The organism is Parafrankia sp. EUN1f, from assembly GCF_000177675.1.
Taxonomy (GTDB): Bacteria; Actinomycetota; Actinomycetes; order Frankiales; family Frankiaceae; genus Parafrankia.
In genome coordinates, this window is the sequence record NZ_ADGX01000008.1 from 1 (window position 1) to 17,939 (window position 17,939).

Genomic DNA, 17,939 nt, shown 5'->3' on the forward strand with positions numbered 1-17,939 from the left:
TCCTCAAAGGAGATCACGATCCCGAGCGGTCTACTCGGCCAGGATTACACCACTGCGGTCAACCGTCTGAAGGCTGGCGGGTGGACGGGGCAGCCCCAGCAGAAGGCCCAGGAGAGCGACCAGGCGGCCAATACCGTCCTGGCGGTCGATCCCACCGAAGGATCGAAGATTGCCTCCGACGCCGCGGTCACCTTCACAGTCGCGGCGGCGCCGAATGAGGTACTCGTCCCCGCCAACCTGGTCGGCATGACCGAGCAGAAGGCGAGGGACGCCCTCAGCGCGCTCGGCCTCGAAGCCAGCGTCATGCCCTACTACGAGGCCGCCAAGCAGGACGTGGGCGAGGTCGAGCAATCCGAGCCGGCGGCCGGGTCCTCCGTTCCCAAGAACTCCACGGTGACGATCTCGGTGGTCAACAAGAACGTCAACGTGCCGGACGTGCGGAACCTGGACGTCCAGACGGCCACCGTGAAGCTCGAGTCGTACGGGCTCAAGGTCGAGAAGGCTCTGAGGCCGGATCCGTCCAGGCAGCCCGGCACGGTCGCCAACCAGAATCCAGTCGGCAGCGCTGCGCCCCGCGGCAGCACCGTGCAGATCATCGTCGTGGCGGCGAGCCAGCAGACGACCTCACCGACCCCGACCGGCGACTCGGGTGAGCCTGAGGAGACACCGTCTCCCGAGCACACGACTCCCCCAGCCAGCACCACGCCGCCGACGAGCACTACTCCGACGGCAACGGCGACAGCAGGGTCGGGTCTGGGGGGCTTGGGTCTGGGCGGCGGCCGGCCCGGCAGCGGCTGACGGCAGCCAACTGTCTGACCTGATCCGAGCCGGCGGCCACCGCCGCCGGCTCGGCCGTTCTCAGGCGAAGGCGGCCAGGCGCAGCGTTTCGACCTCCGCGGACAGCGCGGGGGCGAGCCGCCGGGCCGCCCCACCGTCGCCGCAGGTCTCCAGCCAGCGGGCGAGCATGAGGTGGCCGCCCTGGGTCAGCACCGACTCGGGATGGAACTGGACGCCTTCCAGCGGCAGCTCGCGGTGCCGCATGGCCATCACCACACCGCTTTCGGTGCGCGCCGTCACCTGGATCTGCGCGGGCAGGGTGTGCTCCTCCACCGCCAGCGAGTGGTAGCGCGTCGCGGTGAACGGCGAGGGCAGGTCCGCCAGCACGCCGACCTGCTCGTGATGCACCACCGAGGTCTTGCCGTGCAGCAGCTCCGGAGCCCGGTCGACCGTGGCGCCGTAGGCCACCCCGAGCGCCTGATGCCCCAGGCAGACGCCGAGGAGTGGAAGGCGACGCTCAGCACAGGCGTGCACCATCGGGATGCTGACCCCGGCCGCCTCGGGAGTCCCCGGGCCCGGGGAGAGGAGCACGCCGTCAACACCGAGCCCGTCGAGGCCGTCCAGCCCGTCGAGGGCGGCCGGGTCGATCTCGTCGTTGCGGCGCACCACGCACTCCGTCTCCAGCTGGCCCAGGTACTGGACCAGGTTGAACACGAACGAGTCGTAGTTGTCGACGACCAGGATCCGCATCGGACCTCCCACAGGCACCGCACCGCGCGAAGACACCGCACCACGCCAGCCGGCAGGTGCTGGATCCATCCTGCCGCACGCTCGGCGCGTCCAGCTCCCGCCGGCGGCTCAGGGCCCGGTCGTCAGTGATCCGCCGGTGTACGCGGGCAGCACCAGATCCGCCTCGGAGGTGACGCGGTAGCCCAGGCCGTAGGCAGCTACGTAGTCCCGGTAGAGCGCCACCCCCGGATCCGTGTCCAGCACGTTCCGCAGGGCGCCCGGATCACCGATCGCGCTGATGCGAAACGGGGGTGAGTAGACCTGGTCCTCCAGCAGGAGGGTGTTCCCCACGCAGCGCACTGCCGTCCGGGGGGTCACCCGCTGGCCCATGATGGCCATCGCCTCCGCACCGCCCGACCACAGCGCGTTCACCACGGCCTGGACGTCCTGCTGATGTACGACGAGATCGTTCGGGCCGGGGGAGGGCACTCCGGCGGGCAGCGGCCCGCCTCGGCTCTCCCGCGGCGCGTCGTCCAGCTCCACGGTCACCGCCGGCCCACGCACGGCCGTGAGTCCGACCTGCGCCGCGAGATCCGCACGCCGAAGCAGCGGGTCCACCGGCGCGGGTGGGGCGGTAACGGGGACAGGAGCAGGGACGGTGACGGAGGGCTCCGGCTGGTCCTCGACCGGCGCTGGGGACCGCGCCGGCGCCGGCTCGGACGGCGCCGACGAGGGCGCAGTCCCCAGCGCCTCCCGATCGGCCCGGACCCGTTCCGACTCCTCGTCGAGGCGACGGCGCTCCGCCGCCACGAAACCCGCGGCGCTCAGCACCCCCGTTCCCCCGGGCCGGCCACTCCGGGGCGCGCTGACCGCCTCCGCGACCACGACGGCGACCACGACGGCGACCAGCGCCGCCGCCAGGACCCGCCACCCGGCCGTGGCGCGCGCGTTCGCACCGCGCTGGCCCGCGCCGCCGCTCTCACCCGAGCTGCTGGCCTCCGCCGAGCTACTGCTCTCGTCCGCGCCGCCGCTCTCGTCCGCGCCGCCTGTCATGTCGTCCGTCGCGTTTCGGGCCTTTCTGTGTGGCGCCGCCGGGAACCGGCCGCGGCTGGCAGGACGTCGACCACCACGATTCCCCGCCGCAGGTTACGCCGCGTGCCACACCTCGCACACCGGCAGGACCACGCTGGGCATGGCGCTGGATGCTGCAGTGCCAGGGCCTGCCGGGCTCCGGCGGCGGCATCATGACATCCGGCGCAGACATGTCGGCCGTGCCCACAGCTTCCGCACGGTCACCCTGTCTACCCTGGTGACGAACTTCGGAGATGACGTCGACCAAGCGACCCGGTCGGCGCGCCGTGTGAACCTGGTCACGAGGAGCTCGCAGTGCCCGAATCCCGATCCCGGAAGCCGAAGAAGTCGACGGCGACTGCCCCCGGGGGCAGTACGCGCGCCCCCAAGCGCAAGCCGCCGTCGCCGCCCTGGTTCGGCGCCATGATTCTGGCGTTCTTCCTGATCGGGATCGCCTACCTGCTCGTCTACTACTTCTCCAACGGCGGCGTGCTGGGGATGGAGAGCCTCGGCGGCTGGAACATCCTCATCGGGTTCGGGTTCGTGGTCATCGGCCTCGCCGTGTCTACCCAGTGGCGCTGACCACCCGACGACTGCCGGCTGTGCCAACGGTGTGACTTCCACGCGTGTTGTTCGTCCACAACCGTTGTCCACAATGTGGATATCCAGAGCCTCGCGCCCTTATGCCCGATGTGCCAGCCGCTACCGGCGCCCGGACCTGCTGCGCCCGGACCTGCTGATGGTCAGCCGGCGGAGGACGGCCGTGTGTACGAATCGCCGTCCTCCGCCCTGATCACATACATGACAGCGTTGATCAACGCCAGGTGGGTGAAGGCCTGCGGGAAGTTCCCCAGGTGCCGGCCGTCGGCCGGGTCGATCTCCTCGGCGTAGAGATCCAGCGGGCTCGCCAGGCTCAGCAGCCGTTCGCAGAGCTGGCGGGCCCGGGTCACCTCGCCGATCTCCACCAGGGCCGAAACCAACCAGAACGAGCAGATGAGGAACGCGCCCTCCTCGCCTGCGACGCCGTCGTCGGTCTGGTCCGTCCGGTAGCGCAGCACCAGTCCGTCGACGGTCAGCTCGTCCGCGACGGCGAGCACGGTCGCCTTGACCCGGTCGTCCGTCGGCGGCAGGAAGCCCAGCAGGGGCATCAGCAGCACGGAGGCGTCCAGCGCGGCCGAACCGTAGTACTGGGTGAACACACCGCGGTCGTCGACGCCCTTGGCCAGCACGTCCGCGTGGATCTCAGCGGCGATCTCGCTCCAGCGCTCGGCGGTGGCGTAGTCGCCGCGCATCTGGGCGAGACGCCGTCCACGGTCCAACGCCACCCAGCACAGCATCTTGGACACGGTGAAGTGCTGCGGCTTGCCGCGGACCTCCCACATGCCCCGATCGGGCTCCTGCCAGTGCTCCGCGGCGGCCTCGACCAGCCGGACGAGCACCGGCCACAGCCGCTCCGACAGGTAGTCCCGCGAGCGGGTGTGCAGGTAGACCGAATCGAGGATGACGCCCCACACGTCGTGCTGGCGCTGCTTCGCCGCCTCGTTGCCGATCCGGACGGGCGTGGCACCGTCGTACCCGGACAGATGCCCGAGGATCTCCTCGTCGATCCGGGGCTCGCCACCCACCCGGTACATCACCTGGATGTCGTCGGCGTTCTCGGCGACGTCCGCGATGAACGAGAAGAAGTCGTTGGCCTCGGAGTCGAGGCCGAGGGTGTAGAGACCCCACAGCGCGAACGTCGAGTCCCGGATCCAGCTGTACCGGTAGTCCCAGTTCCGTTCCCCCTGCGGGGTCTCCGGCAGCGACGTCGTCGCGGCGGCGAGCAGCGCGCCGGTGGGGGCGTAGGTGAGGCCTTTGAGCGCCAGGGCGCTGCGCTGCAGGTGCTGGCGCCACGGGTGGTCCGGGAACGTCCCGCGCGAGAGCCACTGCCGCCAGAACTCGGTGGTGCGCTCGACGGCCGAGCAGGCCTGCTGGTAGCTGTCGGGAAGCATCGGGTCCTCCGCGCGCCAGGTCAGCGCGACGAAGGCGGTGTCCCCCTCCCGCAGGGTCGTCCTGGCCAGGGCCCGCCGGCCGTCGAAGCCCAGCCGCAGGTCGGTGCGCAGCCGCAGGGAGAGCAGCGAGGACGGACCGGGGTCCGAACCGGCGTGGGAGATGACCCCTGTGGAGTAGTCATTTCCTTCGTAGCACCACGACTCGGGGCTTCTGCCGTAGTCGAAGTTGGGTTCGCAGACGAGGCTCAGATCGACCTCCCCGTGCTCGCAGCGCGCCAGCCGCAGCAGGACGTGGGCGGCGTCCCAGTCGCCCGGTGTGCGGCGGTGCGTCTTGGAGCGCCGGTGGGTTCGATGCCACCGATCGACCACCAGGCAGTCCGTGACGATGAGCCAGCCGGTCGGTGTCTGCCAGGTGGTCTCCAGGACGTTGGTGCCCGGCAGGTACCGCCGCCCGGCCGGGATGAACGTCCGATCCGGACCGAAGCGGAAACCGCCGGCGGCACGGTCCAGCACGGCACCGAACATGCTCGGCGCGTCCGGTCTGGGCACGCACATCCACTCGACGTTGCCGCTCGGGGCCACCAGGCAGTTCGACTCGCAGTCCGAGAGGAACCCGTACTCGGCGATCGGTGGGAAGGGGCCGCCCCCACCTCGTCGCATCGGTATCTTCGCCACCGTTCCCCCTTCACCGGTCCGGACACCCGGAACGACCGCCGCAAAACGGCCGCAACTTTCAGTAAGGCTAAGAACGCGAATGGTAATCACGGCGTCATGCGGCGCAAGCGCACGTGCCGGGACGTCGGCAAACTGACACCGTCACCGGGCACCCTGAGCGAAGGGCACTGAGCGAAGGGCACCGGGCGAAGGGAGCGACCGATGACGCCGGCCGAGCTGTCCTGGTCCCCTCCGCTGCTGCGCTGCGCCGGGTACGCCGTGGGAGGCCTCGTGCTGCTCGTCGTGGCGGCGGTGTCCGACCTTGCCTGGCGGGTCGCGTCGCTGGACAACGCGGGGCGCCTGCTCGTCGGCCTGGTGGGCCTGGGCCTGGTGGGCCTGGCCGTGCGCGACGCGGTGGCGCGGCCGGCGCTGCGGCTGACGTCCGGCGGCCTCGACCTCGTGGACGGGCTACGCCGGCGGCACCTGCCCTGGGCGGCGATCACCGGTGTGCGCGCGGCGGCCCTGAGTCACGGCCGGCGCCTGGTGCACGTGCGCACGCTGGAGATCGAGACGCTTGACGGCCCGGTGTTCCTCAGCCGCCGCCAGCTCGGCACGGACCCCACGCCGATCGCGACCATCATCGAGGAGCACCGCGCGCGCCTCGGCTGACTTCCCCGCGCACGCGGCGAGCGTCCCGGGCGCACGCGGCGAGTGCCCTAGACCGGCAGCCCCAGCGAGGACGTCTTCACGACGGCCGCCGCGAAGAGAACACCGATGAGTGTCAGCACCGCGGCCGCCTCGGCGCCCCCGCGGCGCGCCGGCATGTAGGCGTAGATCGCGCCGACGATGGTCCCGGCCACCAGCCCACCGATGTGGCCCCAGCGGTCGATGCTGCTGAGCGAGAACGTGATCGCGAAGTTCAGCACGATCAGGATCAGAATCTGGGTGGTGTCAGCCCGCATTCGGCGGGCGATCACATAGAACGCGCCGAAGAAGCCGAAGATCGCGGTCGATGCGCCGAGCGAGCTCGTCTCCAGGCCGTTCACGACATAGCTCAGGACGTTCCCCCCGACCGCGCCGGCGAGAAACAGCCCGATCAGCCGAAGTCGCCCGACGACCGCCTCCAGCTGGTGACCCATGATGAACAGCGCGTACAGGTTCACCAGGATGTGCAGGAAGTTCCCGTGCAGGAAGGCGGCCGCGACAAACCGGTAGTACTGGTCGTAGAAGGCGATGTCGACGCCGCTGAGCAGGAAGTCCAGGCTGAACTGGTTCAGGTTGTTCCCGCTCCGGTCGAGCCCGGGCAGGCCCTGCAGGACGTAGGCGACCGCGCACAGGCCCATGAGCACCTGGGTGACCAGCCCCTGCCGGCCACGCCCGACCCGGCTCCCGAAACCCGGCCTGCTCCGGCTGCCGGGCCGAGCCGAGCCAGCACGCCCGGAGCCGCCGCCGGATTCCTCCGGGCAGTGAAAGCCGACGGCCGCCGGCCGCATGCAGTCCGGGCAGATCGGTCGCCCGCATCGCTGGCAGGAGACGTACGTCTCGCGCTCCGGATGCCGGTAGCAGTGCGGCTGCTCCAAGGAGCCGGGCTGACCAGCCTGAGCGGGCTGGTCGGGCTGGCTCCAGGAGCCAGGCTGACCAGGTTGGCCCGCGGGGCCGGGCTGGCTCCAGGGCCCGGGCTGACCGGACTCGTTCGAAGGAGTCGGCTGGCCGGGCAGAACGGCGCCCCCGGGCGTGATCGGCCCACCCCACCTCCCCGGCTGATCAGGCGCGGGAACAGCGCCGGGCGAGACCTCCCCGGAGGTTCCCGCCGTGACCGGGCCCGACTCGACACCGCCACCGCCACCGCCGGGCGGCGACGGCGTCACATCCCGCGGGCCGGCCGGGGCACGGCCGCCGTCACCCGCCGACGGTTCGGTCACGGCCGGACTCTCAGACGGACCGACGGTCGATGACGATCTCCTGGATCACGACGTCCGTCTTCGGACGGTCCTGCGCGCCCGTCTCCACCTTGCCGATCGCGTCGACGACCTCGGTGCCCCGGGTGACCTCACCGAAGATCGTGTGCTTGCGGTTCAGCCAGTCGGTGGCAGCGGTCGTGATGAAGAACTGGGAGCCGTTGGTGCCGGGCCCGGCGTTCGCCATCGCGAGCAGGTAGGGCTTGTTGAACTGCAGGTCGGGGTGGAACTCGTCCGCGAACTTGTAGCCGGGGCCGCCGCGGCCGCTGCCCAGCGGGTCCCCGCCCTGGATCATGAAGTTCGGGATCACGCGGTGGAAGATGGTCCCGCTGTACAGCGGAACACCGTTCTTCTTCTCACCGGTGTTCGGGTCGGTCCACTCCCGGCTTCCGGTGGCGAGCCCGACGAAGTTCTTGACCGTCTTCGGCGCGTGATCGGGGAACAACCTGATCTCGATGTCGCCCTGAGTCGTGCGCAGCGTCGCGTACAGCTCCTCGGCCATGGCCTGCCTTCTCTCCGTCTTCGTCTTTCATCACGTACGGCTTGTCTCGCCCGATCGTATGCCGCCCCACCGAGCCGCATCGGTCACGTGGCGTGCCAGCTCCGGGCAGGGCGGCACCATCCCGCCCGACGGGCCCGCCGGGGACAGCATCGGGCATGTGTCGCAAGCGTAGGTGACACGGCACTGTGGGCCGCCGTGGTTGTAAGAGCCGGCGCACGGGGTACGGGAGACTGCACAGATCTTGACGGAGCGCTTCAGCCGGTGGGGCTCCCACCACGCGCACGCCCTCACCTCCGATCGCGACACCCGACGACGCAGTCAGACGACGCAGTCAGCGGAAGGGAACCCATGAGCACAACACTCAAGGACAGACTGGCGCACGTGACGGACAGTGCGCCGGTGAGCGGGCTCCCGGGCGCCGCGCGCACCGTGGCCGACCGCGCCGGTGTCGCCGCGACGAAGGCCGCTTTCAAGGCAGGCAGTACAGCCGGTTCCGCGGCGCAGGCGACACGCGGTGTGGGCAGCACCCTCGCGCACCGGGTCACCGACGTCTCCGCCACCGGCGGCGCGGCGGCCAGCAAGGCGGCGGGGCTCGCGGCCGGCAAGGCCTCCGACGTCTCGGGGCGGACCTCGCGGCGCATCGAGAAGGCACGTACCAGCGCGGAGATCTCCGCGGAGCGCGCCCGGATGGCCACCGAACTGCGGCTCGAGAAGTCGCGCTCACGGCGCGCGATCCGCTCGGAGTCGAAGGCCCGCGAGCGGGCTGACCGTGCGCAGGAGCTGCTCGAGAAGCGGCTGGAGAAGGCGGAGGCACGGCTCGCGCGGGTGCACCGGCGGCGGAGGCGCGAGTTCGTCGCCGTGTTCCTGCTCGCCGGGGGTGCGGTCGCCGCTGTCGCGGCGCGCCGCTACCTTTCGTCCGCCGACGAGGCGACGATCACGGCCGAGCCCGTACCGCCGGTGCGCAGCAACATCACGGACGGGGTCGGGCCCGAGGCGACCTCCGGGCTGGAGGAGATGCCGGGTGTGGACGCGATGACCGAAGCCGGCCGCCGTTCCTGATCACCCGACGTCGTAGCGTCCTGGCGCGCTCGCCGGGACAGCCGGGCTGGCCGGTGCGACCGGGGCGATCCGCCGATATGGTGCGCCCAGCTCCGGGCGCGGGTCGGGTTCGCCCCGGTTCGGCCAGCAGGCCATGGCCCGCTCGGCCATGGCCGTGATGGTCAGGGACGGGTTGACCCCCAGGTTCGCCGGCACCGCGGCACCGTCCACCACGTGCAGGCCCGGATAACCGAACACTCGGTGGTACGGATCGACCACGCCACGCGAGGGATCGGTGGAAAGTACCGCACCGCCGAGAATGTGCGCGGTGATGGGAATGTCCGCGAGCTCGGTGATCGCGGTGCCGGGCTGGCCGCCCATCCGCTCGGCGACCAGCCGGGTGGCGCGGTTGCCCTCCGGAATCCAGGTCGGGCTCGGCTCGCCGTGCCCCGGCCGGCTGGTCAGCCATGAGATCCCGAACGGACCACGGCGCCGGCGGACCGTCAACGAGTTGTCCCGGGACTGCATGACAAGAGCGATCATGGTTCGCTCCGACCAGCGCCAGGGCAGCGTGAGCAGGAGCCGCTGGGGGCGGCGGGCCACGGTCAGCAGGAACTTCACCCAGCGGGGCATCCGCCCACCGCCGTCGGTCATGGCGGTGGACAGCAGCGCCATGAGGTTGCTGCCCCGGCCGTAGCGCACCGGCTCCACATGGGTGTGATCGTTGGGATAGAAGGACGAGGTGATCGCGACACCGCGGGCGATCCGGCTGTCCGGCCGCAGCTTGCTCGCACCCAGGATGGCCTCGGAGTTCGTCCTGGTCAGATAACCCAACCGCGCGGAGAGCGCAGGCAGTTGCCCCTCGTCCCGCATGGCCAGCAGCAGGCGTTGGGTGCCCAGGGCGCCGGCGGCGAACACCACCTGCCGGGCTCTGAAGCGGCGGACGCCGTCCCGGCGGCGACGACCGCCGCCGCCGGTGGGCACCGCCTCGATCTCGTAGCCACCTTGGCCGTCGGGACGAACGGCGCGCACGGTGGTGTCGGGCACGATCCGAGCGCCGAGACGCTCTGCCAGGTACAGGTAGTTGTAGTCCAGGGTGTTCTTGGCGCCGCGGCGGCACCCGGTCATGCACTCGCCGCACTCGACGCAGCCTGTGCGGCTGGGCCCGGCGCCGCCGAAGTAGGGATCGCGGACTGTCACTCCCGGCTCACGCCGGCCATCTCGCCCGAAGAAGACACCGACGTCAGTCAGACGGAAGGTGTCCGCGACGCCCAGATCACCCGCGACCGCCCGGAACACCTCGTCCGCCAGGGTCGTCGACGGGTTCCGGGTGGAACCGAGCATCCGCTCGGCCTGGTCGTAGTACGGCGCGAGCTCTGACCGCCAGTCAGTGACGTCGGCCCACTGTGGATCGCGGTAGAAGGCCTCCAGCGGGCGGTAGAGCGTGTTCGCGTAGACGACGGAACCGCCGCCGACAGCGGCCCCGGACAGCACCAGCACCTTGCCGAGCAGGGTGATCCGCTGGATGCCGCGGCATCCGAGCCGGGGCATCCACAGGTAGCTACGGAGGTCCCAGCTCGTCTTCGGCAGGGTCGTGGGGCTGAACCGCTGACCGGCCTCGACCACGGTGACCTGGTAGCCCTTTTCCGCGAGCCGAAGCGCGGCGACGCTGCCCCCGAAGCCGCTTCCGATCACCAGGACATCACAGTCAGCGGAACCCGCGACGCCGCCCGGCCCCTCGACGGCCGCCCCTACACGTTCGGTCCCGTCACCGCCCATGTGCCCCATCATGCCGCCGGAGTGCTGAACGTCGCTGGGAACCCGCCGAGGATGCCCGCAGCGCCTTCAGCGCCGCGGCGCCCGCAGCTGCGCGACGCCCTGGGGACCGCCGGCCTCGACAGCCATCCGCTCAGGGTTCCTGAGCGGGGTCCTCCAGCGGCTCCATCGCCGGCTCAAGATCGAGCGCCGGTTGTTCCTGCCGCTCTTCTACCTCCCACTTCTCCTGCGTCTGCTGTTGCTCCTGCTTCTCACGCTGCTCCTGTGCCTGCTGTTTTTCCAGCGCTTCCTGCGCACCGGCCTCCGCCGCGGCCACGATCGCCGCCAGATCTGGCGGCGGCGGCAACGCCTGCGGCGTCGGTAACGGAAGCGGATCCGCGGGGGCGCTGGAATTCGCCGACGTCGACGCGGGTGGGGCGCCCGAGCCCCGCGCACCCGTCCGGCGCGTGCCCGACTGGCCACCTTGGGCCGAGGGCCGCCGAGGCGGTGCGGCGGAGACGGGAGAGCCTCCGGCCGGGCCGCCGGCGGACGCCGCCGCCGGCCTGGTGGTCGCCGAGGTCGTGACCGCTCGCACCGGACCAGACGGTGAGTCCGTACCACTTCCGCTTCCGCCCGCCGCGGACGCACCTGCGGAACGTGACGCGGGCCGAGAGGCCGACTTCGGCTTCGATGGCCGGTCCGGCATGGCCCGCCAGCCGAGGCACGACTTGCAACTGCATTCGGTCACGCCCAGCGGCAGGCGGTCCATGCGCCACCGAATGTTGTCCACAACCCCGCCGTCGTTCACCCAGACACCGTTGGCGACGAAGTTCACCAGATGGGTGGCCAGCTCGACCGGCGCCCAGTTGCTCTCGCACAGCACGTCGAAGACTTTTTTGTGCAGTTCGGCGAAGTCCTCGGCCGGGCAGCGCAGCATGTTCGCGAGGATGTCGATCACCTGGCGGGTGGCCGTACGGATCTCCTCCATGGCGGGATCCGGTTCGGGCTCCGGCTCACGCTCGGCCTCGGCCTCCGCCTCGCGATCGGTCTCCGCCTCGCGATCGGTCTCCGCCTCGCGATCGGTCTCCGCCTCGCGATCGGTCTCCGCCTCGCGATCGGTCTCCGGCTCGGGGTCCGGCTCCGGCTCGGGGTCCGACCCGGGCGGCTGCCCGCCCGACTCGATCGACGACCCGAGTGCTACCGGGCCGGATACCAGCACGGCACTGCCACCGTCTTCGGCTCGCTGGGTCTCCGCCGCTCGCGGCGCGTCGGCCAACAGCGACGTCGGACCGGCGAGCGGCGGACCAGCATTGGTTTGTGGCTCGGTGTCTGCTCCCGCGCCGAACGTCACCGCGCCGACCGACGAACCGCCGGCCGTGACCGCCGGCGTCGGGTCCCCCACGACTGGCGAACCGCCGGTCGACGCCGCATACCCGGCCAGGCCGGCCGAGCCGGAGACCGCGTGCAGGTGCCCGGCCGCAGCAGGCCCGGGCTGGCTCCCCGGCGCCGGGACCACAGCGGCGCCCGCCGAGCCGAAGGGCACGTAGGCGGTCTCGCCGACAGCGGCGGCGCGCTCGTCGTAGTTGGTATCGGGCCCCGCCGCCGAACCGGTCGGAGCGGCAGCACCACGCCCCACGGTGGCGGACGACTGCATGGCCGCCGCACGCGGGTCCGTCACAGCCGCCGGCTCGAGGTTTCGCGGCTTGCGACGGACCCGGACGACCCCACGGCCAGCCGAACTGTACGTCGCACGCTTGCGACGCCGTAGCAGCGCCGGCCGCTCGGCCGGCGTGCCCGTGGGGAAGTCATCCTCCAGGGGCGGCGCAGCCTGGATCGAAGGCCGAGGCGACGCCGCAGCCTGACCCGACGGCGTGGTCGACTCCGCTCGGCCGGGATCCGCGACGCCCTCGGCCGGACCGGGCTCGCCAGCCGCGCCGAGGCCAGCACCCGAACCGGATCCGACAGCCGGACCGGCGAGGGCGATCTCCCCTGCCTGCGCGACCATGCTCGGCACGCTCAGCAGGTACCGTGCCGGCCGGCCCGCCGCAGGACGGATGATCGTCACCAGCCAGCCCTTGGCACGCAGGGCCGACAGCTGGCGCTGGGAGTGGGTGCGGCTGAAGTTGGTCATCCCGCAGAGGTCCGGAAGGCCCGGCGAGGCGATGTAGGACCCGCTGGGCGCGGGTGGACCCGCCGGGGTGGCAAGGTTGGCGACCAAGGTGGCGACGAGCCGCATCGCCGGTGTCACGCCCGAGTTGGCGTTGAGGACGGCCTTTCGCCAGGCCTCCACGTCCGCGACGGGTACTCCTCGGTCAGGAGTGCAGACCATCACCAGCGCGCCGGGAATGAGCAACTGGGTCGTGGCGTCGGAATCCACGTTTCCTCCTTCCCTCCTTCCTGGTGGCCTGTGGTCGCCTGGTGCGCGGGGCACTGACCCCGTCAACTCCCGTGCCCGCAACCGGGTGGTCACGCAGCGACGACTGCCGGTCGGCGCGTTCGATGGTCTTTGCTATCAGTCGCGGAGGGCCTCCACGGCGGCTAGATCGCGTTGTTCTGAGGTCTCACCGTTGTCCGATCGAATTTTCGAGCAATTGACCGTCGCGTGCGTATGACTCCGGGCACGCAACACCATCACCCGAGAGCGGGTCTCGTCGAATGCAGCATTGTCATCCGTAACCAGCCGGGGCTTCTCAGTCAGCCCCGGGGGGAAGAGACAACGATACGCGGACCCTCGGCCGGACCCGCACGCTACTCCGCCGCACTACGGGACACGCCGGACGCAGTCACCCCGCGCCCACACGGGGAACACAGGCTGTTCATCACCCTCACGGCCAGCCACGATCCCACCCCGCCCAATAGCCGGGCCGGCAGCCTGAGCAGGCAACTGGAAGTACACAATGAGCACACACCCGCCGGCATCCCAATGGACGCGGATGGCCAGGAAAGCTGCGCCCCGGATGACTCCCGCGCAGCACACCGGTGCGGAACGCGCAGTGCGCGCGGACACGGAGAGATCACAAAGCAGAGCGCGCACGGCCGCACACGCCCGGCGGCGGTACGCCTGATCCGAGGCGGTTTTCTCCGATAATCGCCACTCGAGAGTACACACGTAACACAACGATGAAGATCTAAATACGCAATCATCGACATACACCCGTGGTGCCACTCACCACAAAAGCGACAACCGATTGACACTCGGCCCGGCGCCTGCGCCCAAGCCGAGGCGTCACTGGCCACAGCCACCGGCCAGAGCGGCCAGAGCGCAGCATCGCCCGCAGGTTCCAGTCAGGCAGGCCGGGTAGGTCCGCCACAGGGACCGTGCCGGCATGTCATCGCGGGAGGGAGCTCCATGACCGACGACATCCGAAGCAGCCGTGGCGTCGGCGGCGTCGCCTCCACCCGTGGCAGCAGCGCTTCCAGCGGTACCGCCAAGACCGACATCGTCGTCGGGATCGACGGTTCACCGGGATCCGAGTCCGCGCTGCGGTGGGCGATCGACGAGGCCGTCCGGCGGGGCGCGCGGATCCGCGCGGTTCTCGGGTCATGCGCCGGGGAGCAGCCGCCCACGGTTCGCCGCTCTGCCGAGGCAGTCGCCGGCCCGCATGACGAGGAGGCGCTGGCCTGGGCCGCCAGCCAGATCCTGCATGAGGAACTCGACGCCGTGCCGATTCCGACGGGACTCGACATCGTCGAGGAGGTCGTCGACGCTTCGGGCACCGAGGCGCTGCTCACCTCCGGCCGGGACGCCGCGATGATCGTCGTCGGTACACGAGGCCGTGGGCTGCTTCATCGTCTCCGGATCGGTTCGGTGAGTGCCTCCGTCGCCGTGCACTCACCGGTGCCTGTCGTCGTCGCCCGCACACGCCGGCCGTCGGATGACGCCGAAGCGGGGCGCGCTGACTCCTCCGACAGCGGGCCCGCCGGACCCGCCGGCCCAGCGCCCGCCGGCCCAGCGCCCGAGACCGAGGCGGACACCGTGCACCCGGTGGTCGTCGGGGTCGACGGCTCGCCGAACTCACTCGCGGCGCTGCGTTGGGCGGCGAGCGAGGCAGCGCTGCGCGGCGCACCGCTGCATGTCGTGCACGCCTGGCTCGCGGCGATCCCGCTTCCGTTCGCCGAGAGCTCGGCCGAGATCCTGCCGGCGCTCGAGGATCAGGCTCGGCATGTACTGGACGAATCGATCGAGGCAGCCCTCGGCACCAGCGAGACCACGGACACGCGGAAGGTACGGGAGATCGACGTTCACAAGCTGCTGGTGGCGGCCTCCGCGACTCGAGCCCTGCTCGATGCGAGCCGGGACGCCGATCTGCTGGTCGTCGGGGCACGTGGCAAGGGCGGGTTCGCCGAGCTTCTCCTGGGCTCGGTCAGCCATCAGACGATGCTGCACTCGGCCGCGCCGGTCGCCATCATCCGGGACGTCTGACCTAGCCGCCGGTCTACCCGCGACCGGTCGCACCGAGCTGGAGTGTTCGAACGTCCGGGCGCAGGCTCGCCCACTGGCGCCAGACCAGCCGGTCGTCGGAGGCGGTCTGATCCCACGGGCTCCGGACGAGGACCCGCCCCGTGGGAGGGTCCGCGGCGAGGATCGCGTAGGCGTGCCCAGGGACAAGACCCGATGAGCCGGTCACACGAGCGCGGGTCGACAAGGTCACCACGTCACCTGCCGCAAGCCTGGCGGCTATGCCCTCGACCGAGGTCTGGTCGGGATCGACCCGATCCGGCTCCACTCCGGTCAGCTGTCGCATCGCGACCGCCGGATCACCGCCGTCGGTGCCCGCGTAGCTTCCGGCCAGCCGCGCGTAGGCCTTCTCGTACAGGGCGACCCACAGCTCCGGATCACCGTCGGCGTTCTCCGCACCCGCGCCGATCTCCCGCTGGGTCTCCGCCTCCTCGGGCAGGCTCCTGGTGATCGTCACCGCGATTGGGCCCGGGGTGGCGCCCGCCCCGCCCGGAAAGGTGACGGTGACCGTGCCGTTCGGGTTCTCGCGGAGATTGCGGCGCAGGAGCCCTGGATCCGCGCGGACGATGCCGATGAGAGCGGCGAGCAGGTAGCAGTCACCCACTCGGCCCTGCCGGACGTCCGACGGGGTCGCGCCCCGGACCCAGACCGGCTCGCCGGTGTGGTCGTGGAGGACGAGCCCGGCGGCGGCGCCGCGGGCCGGGCTCCCCGCCCGGTGCCAAGGCCCGTAGCCGGCACCCGGGGGCGGGTCGAGCCACGGGAACAGCTGCACGATCTCGCCGAGCATCGACGACGGCGCGACCCGAAGGATCACGTCGGCGATCGAGACAACTGCCGGTAGGAGGCTCAGCGTGCCGAGGTCGAGCCGGGCGGGCGCCAGGCCCACCGCGGTGGCCAGCACCTGGAGCGGACGCCCCCGCAACCCGCTGATCACCTGCGACGCGACGCCCGCCTCCAGCCGTGCCAGCTGCTCGGCGATGGCCCGCAGCTCACGAACACCCAGTTTCAGCGGGTTGGTGCCGATGGCCGTGACCAGCTCGGCGACGGCGGAGCTCGCTTCCTCGGCACTCGGCCGGGCCGGCGGCGCATGCGGCCGGACCAGGATGATCCCAGCCCCACCCCAGCCGGCCGACGAGGCCTCCGCAGCAGCGGAGGCGGCGAGGCGGCGGTCGATCGCCGCAGCCATGACCCCGGCCTCGGCACGTACCAGGTCGAGGCCCTGGCAGGCTCCGGCGGCTCGCCCTAGCGAGCCCATGTCGCCGACGAGACGGGCCGCCTGGCGCTCGGCGACCCGTAATCGGCGAGCCAGCTCCGCGAGCCGCTCCGGCTCGAAACAGACGGCGCCATCCTCGGCGCCGGCCGCCCCCGGGCCGCCACCCAGGCCGGCGGCCGCAGCCACACCAGTCGCGGCGACGCCGGCCACGCCGGAGGCCTGCTGCCCCATCCCAGCAGGAACGGGATCCGGGCGGGAATCCAGTGCGTCCGCCCGCTCCCGGGCCCGGCGGGCACCGATGACCAGTGCCTGCCACCAGGCATCGATACGGGCGTGGCAGCGCCGCTGCCAGGGCGACCGCCAGGTGCTGTCATTGTCGAGAGCGATCACCGGCACAAGCAGCAGAAGGCTCTCCGCTGCCGCGCGACGCAGGGCAGCGACCAGGCCGCGACGCGACGCGGCCTCTCCCTCACCGACAGCAACCACGTTCGTAACGCTAGATGGTCATCAGCCCACCGTGACGGCGCGTTCAGCGAGAGACAACACCGAGTTCCGGATCGCCTGCCCCGATCCTGGGCCGGTCCGGAGCCGCCGACGCTGATCAGAGTCCGGCGGCCGCCATCACCTGGAGGCAGCGGGTCTCCAGGTGGCAGACCATCTTCCAGTAGTCACGGAACGCCGGGTTCGTGGTCTGTCCGTGGTGGTAGCGGAAGTAGATCTGTTGCGCGATCACCGCCAGCCGGAACAGCCCGAACACCTGGTAGAAGGGCCACCGACCGATGTCGACGCCTCGGCGCGCTCCGTAGTACTCGACTATCTCGGCCCGGGTGGGCATGCCGGGGCTGTGGCTGGGCTGGCGCCGGGTGAGGCGGTAGATCTCGTCGTCGTCCGCCTGTACCCAGTAGGCGAGCGCGCCCCCGAGGTCCATCAGTGGATCGCCGATCGTCGCCATCTCCCAGTCCAGCACTCCGCTGATCCGCGGTAGGCCGTCCGCGGTCGGCTGGGACACGTCGAAAACCACGTTGTCCAGCCGGAAGTCGTTGTGAATCAGACAGGAGGCGACATCCTCCGGCGCGTACTCGGCGAGCCAGCTCATGATCGCCTCGTAGGACGGGACGTTCGGCGTACGCGCATCCCGGTAGCGACGCGTCCATCCGCGGATCTGCCGGCCCACGTAGCCGGCGCCACGCCCGAGGTCTGACAGCCCGTGGGCGGCCGGGTCGATGTCGTGCAGCTCGACCAGCAGATCCACAACCTTGAAGGCGAGCTGGCGGGTCCGGACGGGATCCAGCGTGAGCGAGCGCGGGAACTCCGATCGGGGGATGACGCCGGGCACCTTCTCCATGACGTAGAAGTCCGAGCCGATCACGGTCGGGTCATCGCAGAAGGCGACCATGCGGGGCACGTACCGGAACGCTGGCCGCAGCCGGGTCTGCACCCGGAACTCACGTGCCATGTCGTGCGCACCGGTCGCCTTCCGCCCCCGCGGCGGGCGGCGCAGAACAAAATCCCGATCCTGGTAGCGAAGCAGATAGGTGAGGTTGGAGGCGCCGCCCGAGAACTGCCGGACCTCGGGACGGCCAGCAGGCGGGACGGTCTGGACCTCCCTCGCGGCCTCATCGTCCGCCCGTGTACCGAGGCCCTCGGCAGCGGCGGCTGGCGCCGCGGCGCCGGGAGTATCTGGATCAGTCTGTTTCCGAAGGTACTGGCGCAACCAGTCGTCCACTGCGGGTATGTCGAGCGCGTCCTCGTCCCGCACCGGGCGTGACCCCGCCAGATCATCCACGACCAT

The 17,939-nt window shown here is 71.1% G+C and carries 14 protein-coding genes; 5 read left to right on the forward strand and 9 right to left on the reverse strand.

Features of this window, described 5'->3' with window-relative positions:
* Window positions 1-798, forward strand: a 798-nt coding sequence (locus FREUN1FDRAFT_RS03405; RefSeq protein ID WP_006538542.1) for a PASTA domain-containing protein, incomplete at its 5' end; no start/stop codon positions are given.
* 60 nt (window positions 799-858) lie between these two features.
* Here the strand turns inward: FREUN1FDRAFT_RS03405 and FREUN1FDRAFT_RS03410 are convergent.
* Complete coding sequence (locus FREUN1FDRAFT_RS03410; protein ID WP_006538543.1) at window positions 859-1,527, reverse strand: aminodeoxychorismate/anthranilate synthase component II; 669 nt, start codon at window positions 1,525-1,527, stop codon at window positions 859-861.
* A 108-nt stretch (window positions 1,528-1,635) separates the two neighbouring features.
* Window positions 1,636-2,559: a DUF881 domain-containing protein gene (locus FREUN1FDRAFT_RS03415; RefSeq protein ID WP_006538544.1), complete on the reverse strand. Its 924-nt coding sequence runs from the start codon at window positions 2,557-2,559 to the stop codon at window positions 1,636-1,638.
* A gap of 333 nt (window positions 2,560-2,892) precedes the next feature.
* Between FREUN1FDRAFT_RS03415 and FREUN1FDRAFT_RS03420 the strand changes: the two genes are divergently transcribed.
* The gene (locus FREUN1FDRAFT_RS03420; protein WP_006538545.1) at window positions 2,893-3,159 is read left to right on the forward strand and encodes a cell division protein CrgA; all 267 of its coding nucleotides are present in this window, start codon (window positions 2,893-2,895) and stop codon (window positions 3,157-3,159) included.
* 161 nt (window positions 3,160-3,320) lie between these two features.
* Here FREUN1FDRAFT_RS03420 and FREUN1FDRAFT_RS03425 read toward each other — a convergent pair whose 3' ends face one another.
* A complete protein-coding gene (locus FREUN1FDRAFT_RS03425) occupies window positions 3,321-5,243 on the reverse strand; it encodes a glycoside hydrolase family 15 protein (protein WP_006538546.1) in 1,923 nt (640 codons plus the stop codon).
* A gap of 201 nt (window positions 5,244-5,444) precedes the next feature.
* On the opposite strand from FREUN1FDRAFT_RS03425, the gene FREUN1FDRAFT_RS03430 reads away from it, so the two are divergent.
* Complete coding sequence (locus tag FREUN1FDRAFT_RS03430) at window positions 5,445-5,891, forward strand: PH domain-containing protein (RefSeq protein WP_006538547.1); 447 nt, start codon at window positions 5,445-5,447, stop codon at window positions 5,889-5,891.
* Between the two features lie 47 nt (window positions 5,892-5,938).
* Here the strand turns inward: FREUN1FDRAFT_RS03430 and FREUN1FDRAFT_RS45815 are convergent, their stop codons facing one another.
* Both FREUN1FDRAFT_RS45815 and FREUN1FDRAFT_RS03440 read right to left on the reverse strand, forming a co-directional pair.
* On the reverse strand, window positions 5,939-7,144 hold the full coding sequence (locus FREUN1FDRAFT_RS45815) for a rhomboid family intramembrane serine protease (RefSeq protein ID WP_232295023.1): 1,206 nt from the start codon (window positions 7,142-7,144) through the stop codon (window positions 5,939-5,941).
* A gap of 10 nt (window positions 7,145-7,154) precedes the next feature.
* Window positions 7,155-7,682 carry a peptidylprolyl isomerase gene (locus FREUN1FDRAFT_RS03440; RefSeq protein ID WP_006538549.1) on the reverse strand — a complete coding sequence of 176 codons (528 nt, stop codon included), beginning with the start codon at window positions 7,680-7,682 and terminating at the stop codon, window positions 7,155-7,157.
* 348 nt (window positions 7,683-8,030) lie between these two features.
* On the opposite strand from FREUN1FDRAFT_RS03440, the gene FREUN1FDRAFT_RS03445 reads away from it, so the two are divergent.
* Complete coding sequence (locus tag FREUN1FDRAFT_RS03445) at window positions 8,031-8,741, forward strand: hypothetical protein (protein ID WP_006538550.1); 711 nt, start codon at window positions 8,031-8,033, stop codon at window positions 8,739-8,741.
* On the opposite strand, the gene FREUN1FDRAFT_RS03450 is transcribed toward FREUN1FDRAFT_RS03445, so the two are convergent.
* Both FREUN1FDRAFT_RS03450 and FREUN1FDRAFT_RS03455 read right to left on the reverse strand, forming a co-directional pair.
* Window positions 8,742-10,499, reverse strand: coding sequence for an FAD-dependent oxidoreductase (locus FREUN1FDRAFT_RS03450; protein WP_035949400.1), 1,758 nt, complete (start codon window positions 10,497-10,499; stop codon window positions 8,742-8,744).
* A 130-nt stretch (window positions 10,500-10,629) separates the two neighbouring features.
* On the reverse strand, window positions 10,630-12,852 hold the full coding sequence (locus FREUN1FDRAFT_RS03455; protein WP_006538552.1) for a hypothetical protein: 2,223 nt from the start codon (window positions 12,850-12,852) through the stop codon (window positions 10,630-10,632).
* Between the two features lie 972 nt (window positions 12,853-13,824).
* Here FREUN1FDRAFT_RS03455 and FREUN1FDRAFT_RS03460 point away from each other — a divergent pair.
* Window positions 13,825-14,898, forward strand: coding sequence for a universal stress protein (locus FREUN1FDRAFT_RS03460; protein ID WP_006538553.1), 1,074 nt, complete (start codon window positions 13,825-13,827; stop codon window positions 14,896-14,898).
* Window positions 14,899-14,911: 13 nt separating this feature from the next.
* Here FREUN1FDRAFT_RS03460 and FREUN1FDRAFT_RS03465 read toward each other — a convergent pair whose 3' ends face one another.
* Window positions 14,912-16,633, reverse strand: coding sequence for a C2 family cysteine protease (locus FREUN1FDRAFT_RS03465; RefSeq protein WP_006538554.1), 1,722 nt, complete (start codon window positions 16,631-16,633; stop codon window positions 14,912-14,914).
* A 115-nt stretch (window positions 16,634-16,748) separates the two neighbouring features.
* Window positions 16,749-17,939, reverse strand: a complete 1,191-nt coding sequence (locus FREUN1FDRAFT_RS03470; protein ID WP_006538555.1) for a phosphotransferase family protein — start codon at window positions 17,937-17,939, stop codon at window positions 16,749-16,751.